This is a genomic window from Polaribacter gochangensis (genome assembly GCF_046224025.1).
Classification (GTDB): domain Bacteria; phylum Bacteroidota; class Bacteroidia; order Flavobacteriales; family Flavobacteriaceae; genus Polaribacter; species Polaribacter gochangensis.
This window is the reverse complement of record NZ_JBJXRF010000002.1, coordinates 376,763-391,170: the sequence shown is the minus strand read 5'-3', so window position 1 is coordinate 391,170 and position 14,408 is coordinate 376,763. Positions and strand designations below refer to the sequence as shown.

Sequence of the window (14,408 nt, the reverse complement as noted above, 5' to 3'; positions counted from 1 at the left end):
ATTTATCTTATAGAACCCTACTTCTATTGGTTCTAATCTTCTCGGCTAGTATTGGGCATTCCCAATTAAAAGATACTGTTCTTTTTATTCCAAAAACAAAATACCAAAGTAAAGACCTCATTACAAAAACAGATTCTATAAATCTGTTAAAAAGAAGAGCTGTGCTTACTGCAAAAAACTCAAGTGATTTATCAAAAAGAATTGAAGAACTCGATTCTATTTTAAAATTTTACAAGAAAAGTTCAAAAGAAGTAATAGATGACATTGTTAAAAAAGATGCTATAAATGCTGCAAAAAAAAATGATAGGGCACAAAAAAACAGAGACACCATAATAAAACCAAAAAAATTAAGCAACGCAGAGAAAAGGCAAGCCAGATTAAATGCTATTATAAGAAGAAATGATTCTTTAAAACAGGTAAAAGCTTACAAGGCGGCTGCAAGAATTGTCCAAAGAAAAAAAGATTCCATTAGATTAGTTGAAAATAAAATTAAAAAGAAATTAAAACTCGATTCAATAAAAATTGCAAAAGCTAAGCGTGTTGCTAAAAGCACAGAAGACTCAATTATAATTGCCAATAAAGTTAAAGCACTTCAACAAAAAAACGATTCAATAAAAATTGCCTTAAACAATAGTATTTTAAAAAGAAAACAAGATTCTATTATTGTGGCAAACAATCTCAGAAAAGCCAAACTGAGAAACGATTCTATTAGAATTGCTAATGCTAATATAGAAGCACAAAAAAGACAAGATTCATTAAATACATTAAAAGCGATAAGAATTGCCCAATTAAGACAAGACTCTATCAGAATTGCCAAAACAAAACTAACTATTCAACGAAAAAGAGATTCGGTAAAACAAGTTGAAGCTTATAGAATTGCACAGTTTAAGCAAGATTCTATCAGAATTGCAAAAGCAAATATTCTCGCAAAAAAAAGAAGAGATTCTTTAGATAGATTTGATGCAATTAGAAGAGCTAAATTAAGACAAGATTCTATTAAAATTGCTCAATCTAATCTTGCTGCCCAATTAAAACTAGATTCTATAAATCAAGTAGAATCAATTAGAAAAGCACAATATATACAAGATTCTATTAGAATTGCAAAAGCTAATTTTGATGCCAAAAGAAGAAGCGATTCTATCGTTTTAGCAGACATCAATAGAAAGGTTAAATTTATTCAAGACTCTATTAGAATTGCTAAAGCAAATATTGAGGCAAAAATAAAAACTGAAGCATTAAATAATGCCATAGCATTACAAAAAGCAGCAAAAAGAAAACAAGATTCTATTAAGTCGTCTCTTACAAGATTAAGTGTTACCGAACTAACAAAAAGAAAACAAGATTCTATAAATAATATCATAAATTCAATTTTAGCCAAACAAAGAATTCAGGATTCAATTAAAGTTGCAGAAGCTAAAATTTTTGCCGAAGAAGAAATTAAGAGAAAACAAGACTCAATTATCAACAGTGTTGCAAAAAGCAAAATTGATAATATATTTAATGGAAATGATTCTACAAAAATTGCATTAAATAACACAAATAAAAATCGAATATTCAACGATTCTATTGATGACAGTCACCTTATTCATTCTGATTTAGTTGATACTCCTAAATTTTTAGATACAGTTGCCTACACTAGAACTGGAAATATATTGTCAAAATTTGTAAGAACAGAAATTGATTTAAAAGATGGACAAATTGTATCGAACGTATTAAAGATTATTAATATTGGCAATCAACCTATTACATTTACAACCGACTTATTAATTCCTGGCGGGTGGACAAGAATTGACAACGCGAATAAAAAGTATATTGCAAAGCAAAACGATACTACAATTGTTCCTATAATTATTAGTCCAACTAAATTGGTAAACGGTAATACAGAAATTATTATCAATTCTTTTATTATTGATACAGACCAACGACAATTAGCAAATAATTATTTTTCTTTAAAAACCAAAAAGAAAGTCGGTTGGGATATTGAGCTTACAGATTCTCAAAGCATTTATTTAAAAAACGGAGAAAAAGAGAAGCGCTTTAAGTTTCAAATTCACAATTCTGGAAATTACAAACAAGATTTATTTGTTAACTACTCTATTCCTAAAAAAGATTTATTTCTTTCAGATACTTTGGGTAAACCTATAAACCAACCAAATATTACATTCAGCCTAGAAGCAAGAGAGAAAAAATATTTTGATTATCTCATTACATTTAAAGATATGAATGTAAGAAATTTTAGAAGAATTTCTTACAATACGTATACCCCTAATAAAACAGAAGATAAAAAAACACATAGCTTAATTATTAATAGTAGAGAACCTAGATCTAATAAATATTCTTTACAAAAAAGAACAAAAGTTGATTTTATTAAGTTGCCCAACGAAATAAAAGCAAATCCTTATGGATACCCATACCTACCAATAACTGTAATTATGAGCGCACAAAATATTTTAAGCGAGCGTTCTTTTTTATCACTAAACTTAAGGGGTTTTAAACAATTGAGTCCGACCGCTAATTTAATTTACTCAACAGATCTTAGTTATAGCAATTCTTACTATACACAAAACATTTTAAATAATGCACCTTGGTATGTTGGTTATTTTGATGATAAAAAAACAATAGAAGTTGGACAAGTAAGTGGAAATATCACTGGAGTTTCTAGTTCTGGTTACGGAGTAAAAGGTTCTTATCGTTTTAATGATACTCATGAACTAGGCGCATTTTATGTAAACTCAAACGGTTTTGCAGCATCAAACAGTTCTATAAGTTTTGGTGGATGGTACAATTTTAATTACAACGAAGATATAAGAATAAAAACACAACTCGGTAGAAATATAAACAGCATTTCTAACAGAAGTATCAATGTATTATCCATTCAGCCATCAATAAGAATTAATAAAAATCATAACTTTTCTTTATTAAGTTCATTTACTAATAAAAAAATGGATAATGAACCTGTGTTTTTTAATCCGAATGGGATCTTATTTGGTATAAGTTATAGTTCAAGTTTTTTTAACAAAAGAGTTAAATACAACTTTAATACACGATTTAACGACAAAAATTTTAGTTACGGTAACTTTAATAGAATGTATTTAAATCAACGAACTACATATGCTATTAATAATACATGGAGTGCTTTTTTATCTAACAATTACCAACAATCTTCTAATTTTAATCCAATAACTGGTGATGAAAATTACTCTCAAAAATCATTCTACAACAATTTAGTTTTTAATACAAGTAATGAAACTGGGAACTATCAGGCAGGGTTGTATTATGAATATAGAAACTTTCCAAATAGTATAATTCATAATAGAGGATTAACATTTCGCTTTTCTAATTATAATTTTGAAAAACAGTTTATCAACTCGATCTATTTAAAAGCAGGTTACACAAAACCAGAATTAAATAATATTGATAATAAAGATTATTTTAATTTTGAATTGTCTTCTTTAACAAGATATAGAACATGGAATTTTAATGCAAAATATAACTTAGGTGCTTTTTCATCGTTAACATCACAACAAGCATTAAACGACTTTATAACACCGCAATCAATACGAATCTCTGCACAAAATCAATATTTATTTTCAAACAGAAAATTAGTAATAGAATCAAATGCAATTTACAGTTACAACAACGTGTTTAACAATCACACATTAGGCATATATCCAACAATCTATTTCTTTAATAATTCTGGTTGGCGCTTTGGAATGAGTACAAATTACACATTTACTACGAGAGATTTTAGTTCGGTTTACGATCCAATAGACAATCAAGCAGGAGATCAATTTACTGGTGCAAATCAGGTTTCAAGTAGTAATTTTAATTTAAACTTTAGCCTTAAAAAAGACTTCGGAATTCCAATTCCGTTTGTAGACAGAACAGCTGCAGATGCTAAATTTGTTGCCTTTTTAGATGTTAACGGAAACGGTATTAGAGACAATGATGAAACGTTGCTACAAAACGTTGTAGTTAAAATTGATAAAAAAGAAGTTTTAACAGATATCAATGGTGAAGCAGTCATGCAAAATTTATTAAAAGATGAGTATGAATTTGATGCCTTTTCTTTAGAAAATTTAAATGGATGGTTTCCAAACATCAATAATACTGTTATAATTGAGAATGATAACATTGTTTATGTTCCTTTTGTTAGAGGAGTAAAAGTATATGGTGATGTTGTTTTAGACAGACAAAAAATTGCTGTAGCAGATGAAGCTCCTTTAGATTTATCAAGAATAAAAATAAGTGCAACAATTGGAGAGAAAGTTTATGGAGCTTTAACAAACAGCAAGGGTAGATTTGAGTTTTATTTGCCTTTTGGAGATTATGTAATTACCATGGATGAAAGCATTTTAAACAGCCGTTTGCAAATTACAAGAAACAACATTCCTCTAAAATTAAAAAGTACACAAGACGGCGTTTATGTCTCTTTTTACATCATAGAAAAACGTAGAAAAGTAATTTTTACAGATTTTACTAAAAAGAAAAATTAATCTCATCTTTATTCTTACATTTGCAAGTCCTAAGAAACTACAACTTTTTTAGTGATTAATATTCTATAAATGAGACTACACAGAAATTTAACATATGCCGTAATCGATAGCTTACGCGATGTTTTTAATGAAGGAGAATATGCTGGTAAAGCAGTAGAAAAAGCATTAAAAAGAGACAAACGTTGGGGAAGCAGAGATCGTAAATTTGTTGCAGAAACTATTTACGAAATTGTAAGATGGAAGCGTTTATATGCAGAAATTGCAGAAGTAAAAGAGCCTTTTGACAGACCAAATTTATGGAGATTATTTACCGTTTGGTGTGTTTTAAAAGGAATACCACTACCCGATTGGAATCAAATTGAAGAAACACCAACAAGAAGAATCAAAGGAAAATTTGATGAACTTTCTAAAATAAGAAAATACAGAGAATCTATTCCAGATTGGATGGATGAAATCTGTGTAAAAGAATTAGGTGAAAAACTGTGGACCAAAGAAATGGCTGCTCTTAACAAACAAGCTGATGTAGTTTTAAGAGTAAATACGCTCAATATTACCAAAGAAAAACTCCAAAAGGAATTAGAACAAGAAAGTATTTTTACAGAAACACTTCCAAATCATCCAGATGCATTAAAGTTGGTAGAAAGAGCAAATGTTTTTAAAACTGATGCCTTTAAAAAAGGATATTTCGAAGTTCAAGATGCTTCTTCTCAATTAGTTGCTGCTTATTTAGATGTGAAACCCGGAATGAAAGTAGTAGATACTTGTGCTGGTGCTGGCGGAAAAACATTACATTTATCTGCATTAATGCAAAATAAAGGACAAATTGTTGCCATGGATATTTACGAAAGTAAATTGCGAAAATTAAAAGTTAGAGCAAAAAGAAACAAAGCACACAACATCGATTTAAAAGAAATAAATTCTACCAAAGTAATTAAGAAATTACACAACAAAGCTGACAGAGTTTTAATTGATGCTCCATGTTCTGGTTTGGGCGTTTTACGTAGAAATCCAGATTCTAAATGGAAATTACAACCAGAATTTATAGACAACATCAAAGCAATACAACAAGATATTTTGCAAAGTTATTCTAAAATGGTAAAACCAGGCGGAAAAATGGTGTATGCAACCTGCTCTGTGCTTCCTTCTGAAAATCAAGAACAAGTAAAACAATTTTTAACTTCAGAATCAGGAAAAGAGTTTATATTTGTTAGCGATAAAAAAATATTAGCTTCAGAATCTGGCTATGATGGATTCTATATGGCATTGTTAGAAAAAAAATAAGTTTCGTACTTTTATTGCTGAAATACGAAATTTAAATTGTCGAAAAAGAAATCACTTTAATCATTAAAAAAACTAAGAACATGGTAAAAAAATTACTTTCTTTTTATTTTCTGTTGTTTGTGTCATTACTCTCTTTTTCTCAAGAGTCTTATTACAATGATGTAGACCTAACACTTACAGGAATTCAATTAAAAAATGCATTAGCAACTAAAATTACAAACACACATATTAGAAAATTAGATTACACTCCAGATATCTGGACAGTTAGTAAAATTACAGATGCCAACCCAACTAATGCCAATGAAGTGATTTTATTTTACGGATGGGAAAATGGTACTGATAGTGATGGTACAAACGATTTGTATAGAAATAACGCATATCAGGATGGTAGTTCTTCAAACAGTCTTTTATGGAATAGAGAGCATGTATATTCTAAATCTTTGGCAAATCCAAGTTTAACTACAGACGATCCAGGTCCTGGTACAGATGCACACAACTTAAGACCTGCTGACAAAGATAGAAACTCTACTAGAAGCAATCGTAAATTTGGCGCTGGTTCTGGGACTGCATCGGGTTTTTCTAGTGTAACATATCCTGGTTTATCTGGACCAAATACAAACGCATGGTATCCTGGTGATGAATGGAAAGGCGATGTTGCTAGAGTTGTAATGTATATGTATTTACGTTATGGCGATCAATGTTTACCAACAGGTGTTGGTATTGGTGATAAACAGTTTACACCAGATGATATGATTGACTTATTTCTACAATGGAATGTAGAAGATCCTGTTTCTGATTTAGAGAAAAAACGCAATACGTATCATGAAGACACTACTACCAACACAACAGCTCAAGGAAATAGAAATCCATTTATAGACAATCCGTATTTAGCGACTCGTATTTGGGGTGGAGATTCTGCACAAGATACATGGGGAATTTACACAGGTTCTGATACAGAAGCACCTACTACTCCAACGAACGTTGTTGCCAGTAACCAAACAACAACTTCAATCGATTTAACCTGGGATGCTTCAACAGATAATGTTGGTGTTACGGGGTATAATGTGTATGTAGATGATGTTTTAACTGCACAAACTGCAAATACAACAATTACCATTTCTGGTTTAACAACAAACACAACCTATGCTTTTACGATAGAAGCAAAAGATATTATCAATAACAAATCTGCAAAAAGTACAGTTGTAAATGCTGCAACCTTACAAGACACAGAAGCTCCAACTGTTCCTTCAAATATTGTAGCGAGCAATATTTCTGGAACAACATTTAAAATTACTTGGGGTGCTGCTACAGACAATACGGCTGTAACTGGTTATGATATTTTTGTTAATGGTACGTTTACAGCTTCTACTACTACAGAATTAACCTATACTTTTTCAGGTTTAACCGCCTCTACAACATACGCTGTTACTGTTTTAGCTAAAGACGCTGCTGATAATAAATCTGCACAAAGTGCTGCTGTAAATATTACTACAACTGATGGTTCTTCTAATGGGGTTACCGAATTATTTATTTCAGAATATGTAGAACCAGATGGTGGAAATAACAAGGCGATAGAAATTGTAAATTTAACAAGTTCTTCAATTGATTTAACTGCGTATTCAATTAAAAAACAATCTAATGGAGGTTCTTGGGTAGATGAATTGCCATTGACAAAATCCGAATTCTTAGTAAATTCAGCAAATACAAGTATTTTACCTAATGATGTTTTTGTTATCATACATGCTGGAAGCGCTGATACTAATTTAACAAACAATGCAGATTTAATCGTTCCAAATAATCAAGATGCACCTTATAAATATGGATCACCTGCTAATTTTAATGGAAACGATCCTGTGGGCTTATTTAAAAATGGTGTGTTGATTGATATTGTTGGAGAAGAAAATAATGGTAGTGATCATATTAAAGACATGACTTTACGTAGAAAAGCTACTATCTCAACTCCAAATGGTACTTTTGATATAAATGAATGGGAAGTTCTAGCTAAAAATACTTTTGATGGAATTGGAAGTCATACTGCAACATTAAGTGTAGATAAAATTGACAATGCATTGTTTAAATTATATCCAAACCCTTTAAATGGTAATGTATTAAACATTGTAAATTCTTCTTCAATAAAAATTGATAAAGTGAAAATTTATACCATAAACGGAAAAGAAGTAATATCTATTTCTAATCCAACATCTAGTATTAACCTAAATGGTTTATACAATGGTTTGTATATTATCAAACTAATGTCAAACAAAGGCACGAGCATACAAAAACTCATAAAAAACTAAATTAAAAAAGCGGCTAAAAGCCGCTTTTTTTTGTTTAAAACATCGTGTATAACTCTTTAAATCAATAACACTTTTAAATAAGAAATTCAAGGATTTATATTAAATTTGCATTTTAAAACAACAACACAAACACACAATAAATGATTCATTTCTTTGGAAACCAAGACAGCAAAGTATTTGCCGTTCAAACAGCAAAAGAATTATCGGCTGAAAACATCAAAAAATTAAATTGGCTTTTTGGCAATCAACCTAAAATAAACACGGCGTCTCTCGACGCTTTTTTTATTGGTCCTCGTGCTGCAATGATTACTCCTTGGAGTACAAATGCCGTTGAGATCACCCAAAATATGGGTATTAAAGGAATCATTAGAGTTGAAGAATTTACAGCAGTTTCTGAAGATTTTACTGATTTTGACGCAATGATTTCTGAGAAATTTAAGGGTTTAAATCAAGATATTTTTACCATCAATATTTTACCAGAACCCATTTTAGATATTGAAGATATTGCAGCTTACAACCAACAAGAAGGTTTGTCTTTAAGTGATGAAGAAGTAGCATATTTAGAAAGTGTTGCAACAAAAATTGGACGAAAATTAACAGATTCTGAAGTCTTCGGATTTAGTCAAGTAAACTCAGAACACTGTCGTCATAAAATATTTAACGGAACTTTTGTTATTGATGGCGAAGAAATGCCAACATCATTATTCAAATTGATAAAAGAAACCTCTAAGCAATTTCCTAATGATATCGTTTCAGCATACAAAGACAATGTTGCTTTTATAAAAGGTCCTAAAGTGGAACAGTTTGCGCCAAAAACAGCAGACAAACCAGATTATTATACAACATCAGATTATAATTCTGTTATTTCTTTAAAAGCAGAAACACATAATTTTCCTACTACCGTTGAACCTTTTAACGGAGCAGCAACAGGTTCTGGAGGAGAAATTAGAGATAGATTGGCTGGCGGAAAAGGATCTCTGCCTTTAGCAGGAACTGCGGTTTATATGACCTCATATTCTCGTTTAGAAGAAAACAGGCCTTGGGAGCAAAAGTTTGATGCTAGAGATTGGTTGTATCAAACTCCGATGGATATTTTAATAAAAGCGTCAAATGGAGCATCAGATTTTGGAAACAAATTTGGACAACCATTAATCTGTGGTTCTGTATTCACATTTGAGCATGAAGAAAATGCTGCTTCAAGTAACGCCAAACCAAGAAAACTAGGTTATGATAAAGTTATTATGCAAGCTGGTGGGATTGGTTATGGAAAAGCAGATCAAGCATTAAAGGACACGCCAAAAGAAGGAGATAAAATTGTAATTCTTGGTGGAGAAAATTATAGAATCGGAATGGGTGGCGCAGCAGTTTCATCTGCAGATACTGGAGAATTTGCGTCAGGAATTGAATTAAATGCCGTACAACGTTCTAATCCAGAAATGCAAAAACGTGCTGCAAACGCTGTTCGTGGCATGGTAGAAAGTGAAGAAAATTTTATTGTTTCAATTCACGATCATGGCGCTGGTGGACATTTAAATTGTTTGTCAGAATTGGTTGAAGATACTGGAGGAAAAATAGATTTAGACAAATTACCTGTTGGAGACCCAACCTTATCAGCAAAAGAAATTATTGGTAACGAATCTCAAGAAAGAATGGGATTGGTCATTGCAGAAAAACATATAGACACGTTACAAAGAATTGCAGAAAGAGAACGTTCGCCAATGTACACTGTTGGTGATGTTACAGGAGATTATCGGTTTACTTTTGAGTCTAAAACCAAAGGTGATAAACCAATGGATCTAGCGCTGGAAGACATGTTTGGTTCTTCGCCAAAAACAATTTTAACAGATACAACTGTTGAAAGAAATTATAAAAATTCGCGTTATAAAACAAAAAACTTACAAATCTACTTAGAACAAGTTTTACAGTTAGAAGCTGTTGCTTGTAAAGATTGGTTAACCAACAAAGTTGACCGTTGTGTTGGTGGAAAAGTTGCCAAACAACAATGTGTCGGACCTTTACAGATACCGCTGAATAATGTCGGAGTTATGGCGTTAGATTATAAAGGAAAAGAAGGAATTGCAACCTCCATTGGGCACTCGCCTATTTCTGGGTTAATTCATCCAGAAGCAGGAAGTAGAAATTCAATTACAGAATCGTTAACCAATATTATCTGGGCGCCTTTAAAAGATAATTTAAAAAGTGTTTCATTGTCAGCAAACTGGATGTGGCCTTGTAAAAATGAAGGTGAAGATGCGCGTTTGTATAAAGCTGTAAAAGCAATTTCTGAGTTTGCTATCGATTTAGGAATCAATGTTCCAACAGGAAAAGATTCGCTTTCTATGAAGCAAAAATATACAGATGGAGAAGTCATTTCTCCAGGAACAGTAATTATTTCTGCGGCAGCTAATTGTAATGAAATTACTAAAGTTGTTGAACCTGTTTTACAAATAGATGGTGGAAATATCTACTATATTAATATTTCTCAAGATACTTTTAAATTAGGAGGAAGTTCTTTCAATCAAGTTTTAAATACCATAGGAAATGAAGCTCCAGATGTTAAAAATGCCGCTTTTGTAAAAGATGCTTTTAATACGATTCAAAATTTAATTAAAGAAGATAAAATTGTTGCCGGACACGATGTTGCGTCTGGTGGTTTAATTACAACTTTATTAGAATTGTGTTTTGCTGATAACAAGTTAGGAGCTGATTTTGATTTATCAGCATTAAATGAAGAAGATTCAATCAAAGTATTGTTTGCAGAAAATTCTGGAATCGTTTTTCAAGCTGATCAATCAGTTGAAGAAATTTTATCAGAAAATAATATTGAGTTTTTCAATATTGGAACGACAAATAGCTCTGGAAAAGTAACCATTAAAAATAATGAAGACAACTTCTCTTTTGATGTTGCTAATATGAGAAATGCTTGGTATAAAACTTCTTTCTTATTAGATCAAAAACAAACAGCAAACGGATTGGCAAAAGCAAGAATTGAAAACTTTGCAAACCAACCTTTACAATATAAATTCCCAAAACATTTTACAGGACTTCTCGACTCTGCTCAAAGTGACAGTAAGTTGTCAGGTCAATCGCAGTCGAGACCAAAAGCAGCAATTCTAAGAGAAAAAGGATCTAATTCTGAACGTGAAATGGCAAACGCTATGTATTTAGCTGGCTTTGATGTTAAGGATGTGCATATGACAGATATTATTTCTGGTAGAGAAACCCTAGAAGACATTCAGTTTTTAGGAGCTGTTGGTGGATTTTCAAACTCAGATGTATTAGGTTCTGCTAAAGGTTGGGCTGGAGCAATTAAATACAACGAAAAAGCAAATACAGTTATCAACAACTTCTTTAAAAGAGAAGATACATTGTCTGTCGGAATTTGTAACGGTTGTCAGTTGTTTATGGAATTAGAATTGATACATCCAGAACACAATGTTCACGGAAAAATGGTACACAACGATTCTCAAAAACACGAAAGCGCATTTACTTCTGTAAAAATTCAAAAAAATAACTCAGTTATGTTATCTAGTTTAGCTGGAAGTATTTTAGGAGTTTGGATTTCTCACGGAGAAGGAAAATTTAAGCTTCCAGAACCTGAAGAAAATTATAACATCGTTGCTAAATATGGATATGATTCGTATCCATCAAATCCAAATGGTTCAGATTTTAATACTGCAATGATGAGTGATAAAACTGGACGTCATTTAGTTATGATGCCACATATTGAGCGATCTACATTTCAATGGAACTGGGCAAATTATCCAAAAGGAAGAAAAGATGAAGTAAGTCCTTGGTTAGAAGCATTTGTAAATGCTAAAAACTGGATTGAGAATAAATAGCACTTATATTATTTATAAAATGAGACAGCTTTTGAAATATTTCAAAAGCTGTCTTTGTATACTATAGATTCTAATTATTACTCAAACTTTAAATACTTTATTAAATCTATTTTTGTTGCGTTGTATGCTTTTAATCCGACAACTACAAAAACTAAAATTGCTAGTATAATTGGCGTTATAATAAACGGAATTATTGGCATATCAATTCTATAGACAAAATTATCTAACCAATTTTGCATAAAGTAATACGCAATCGGAATTAAAATTACAGATGCAATTAATGTGATTTTTAAAAAATTTTTAATTAATTGATACATAATTTCTTTTACTGAAGCTCCTAATGTTTTACGAATTGCCACTTCTTTTAAACGCTGTTGAATGGTTAAAGTAGCCAAAGCAAATAAGCCAAGTAATGAAATAATAATAACAACAGAAGTTAAGATTAAAAATAGTGTTTGTTGATTCTGGTATTTCTTATATGTTCTTGCAAAACGCTTATCTAAAAACTGTGCACTAAATGGATATCCTTGTTCTATATTATCTTTCCAATAGTTTTCTATATATTTTAAAGTTTCTTCTACATTATTTGGTTTAATTTTAAACTGAACCAGCCAAAAGTTTTGCTTCATCCGATTTACAGTATCCCAATTAAAAAATATTGTTGGCGGAATTTTAGAATCGAGTCCATTAATATGATAATCTTTTATCATTCCAACAATTTCATATTTACCATCTTTAGCTTTAGAATCACCATAACCAACTTTTAATTTTTTACCAATTGGGTCATCATAAATATTATATGCTTTTGCTAAAGTTTCATTAATTAAAATATTTTTGATAGTATCTGAACTTATGTTTTCTTGTAAAAATCTACCCTTTAATACTTTTATATTTAGCGTTTGTAGATAATCAAAATCAATTGCGTTTCCGTTGGTTTGTACAGAGATATCATTGTAACTAACATTAGTAGAGTTAGAGCTTCCACCACCTATAACATATGAATTACTTGTTACTACCTCTATATTTGGATGTTTGGACAACTCTTTTTTTGCCAATAAAAATTTCTTATATCTATCTTTATATTCATTCATTGATACAACAATTATTTGGTCGCCTTTAAAACCTAAATCTTTGCTCATCATATAATCTACTTGATTGTAAATGATTAACGAACCTGTTAAGAAAAACCCAGAAATTAAAAACTGAATTCCAAGCATTAGGTTTCTTGCGAAAACACCTTGTTTACTTCTAGAAACATTCCCTTTTAATACTTCTACAGATTTAAATTTTGATAAGTAAATAGCTGGAATAAAACCAATTGCTATAGATATAACTATTGCAATAGCAGCTACTTTAAGCAGTAATTCAAAATTTAAAATGGAAATTTCTTTATTCATAAAATCATTAAAAGAAGGTAAAATAAGCTCTACTACAACTAATGATAAAAAAAAAGCAATACATCCTTGTAATACAATTTCTAAAGCATATTGTTTTATTAAAATTAATTTTGACAAACCTAAAGTTTTCTTTACACCCACTTCTTTTGCTCTTTGTGTTGCAGAAGCAATTGATAAGTTTATAAAGTTTACACACGAAATTAAAATCAATAATATTGATAAAGACAACATAATAATTATTAAATCATAACTTCCCTTTCCTTCTGGACCCGCTTGATCTGAAATTGTTTTTAATCGGATGTCTTTTAACGGTTCAAGAATGACAGTAACTCCATATTTTTCAAAAAATTCATCTGTAGAAAGTCCTTCAACTTTTGCTTGCGGTTCTGTAGCATTTTTAAACCAAACATCATTTATTTTTTTATTTACATCCTCTAAAAGCACATCTTTGTTGGTTCTTACAAATAAAGTGCTAGAAAAACTTCCCCAATGACCTTCTTGTTCTTTTTCAAATTGCGTAACAACTTTAGGCATATAAAAATGCTTGCCTTCTATTTTATAAACTGTTGTTATAACATAAGTTCTATTCCTAAATATTATTGTTTTACCAATTGCAGATTTATTACCAAAATAAACTTTAGCTTGTTCTTCTGATATTGCAGCATTTGAAGTTACTTCTTTAAATGATTTTACACTTCCTTCTGTAATTTTAAAAGGAAAAAAATCAAAAAAACTAGCATTGCCTCTCAACATATCACGAGTAAAAACATCCTTGCCATCAATTTTTACTACAAAATCTCCATACCAACCATCACTTAAATAATAATTTATTATTTCCGGAATGTCCTCTAGATATTTTGGTCCTTCTACATTTGTACTGCTATCCCAAACTGCTCCATCAGATAATTTATGAATTACTCTATATACTTCATTTACATTTGGGTTTGTTGCATTATAACTTTCTTCATCATTTAAATACAGTAGAACCAGTAACAAACCTGCAAAACCAACTGTTAATCCAAAGATATTAACAACTATGTTCAGCCAATTCTTTTTGCTGTTTCTATAAAATATTTTAAACCATGTTTGTAACAT

At 30.7% G+C, this 14,408-nt stretch carries 5 protein-coding genes; 4 read left to right on the top strand and 1 reads right to left on the bottom strand.

Annotated elements, in window-relative coordinates; all coding sequences use genetic code 11:
* The first annotated feature begins 26 nt into the window (after positions 1 to 26).
* The 4 genes from ACEWL1_RS07055 (at position 27) to purL (ending at position 11,916) form a co-directional block, all read left to right on the top strand.
* Positions 27 to 4,496 (top strand): hypothetical protein, encoded by a 4,470-nt coding sequence (locus tag ACEWL1_RS07055; RefSeq protein ID WP_409232591.1) that lies wholly within the window; start codon positions 27 to 29, stop codon positions 4,494 to 4,496.
* A gap of 69 nt (positions 4,497 to 4,565) precedes the next feature.
* Positions 4,566 to 5,777 (top strand): RsmB/NOP family class I SAM-dependent RNA methyltransferase, encoded by a 1,212-nt coding sequence (locus tag ACEWL1_RS07050; protein WP_409232590.1) that lies wholly within the window; start codon positions 4,566 to 4,568, stop codon positions 5,775 to 5,777.
* Positions 5,778 to 5,857: 80 nt separating this feature from the next.
* Positions 5,858 to 8,074: an endonuclease gene (locus ACEWL1_RS07045; protein WP_409232589.1), complete on the top strand. Its 2,217-nt coding sequence runs from the start codon at positions 5,858 to 5,860 to the stop codon at positions 8,072 to 8,074.
* A gap of 140 nt (positions 8,075 to 8,214) precedes the next feature.
* On the top strand, positions 8,215 to 11,916 hold the full coding sequence (purL, locus tag ACEWL1_RS07040) for a phosphoribosylformylglycinamidine synthase (protein WP_409232588.1): 3,702 nt from the start codon (positions 8,215 to 8,217) through the stop codon (positions 11,914 to 11,916).
* A 77-nt stretch (positions 11,917 to 11,993) separates the two neighbouring features.
* On the opposite strand, the gene ACEWL1_RS07035 is transcribed toward purL, so the two are convergent.
* Positions 11,994 to 14,408 (bottom strand): ABC transporter permease, encoded by a 2,415-nt coding sequence (locus ACEWL1_RS07035; protein WP_409232587.1) that lies wholly within the window; start codon positions 14,406 to 14,408, stop codon positions 11,994 to 11,996.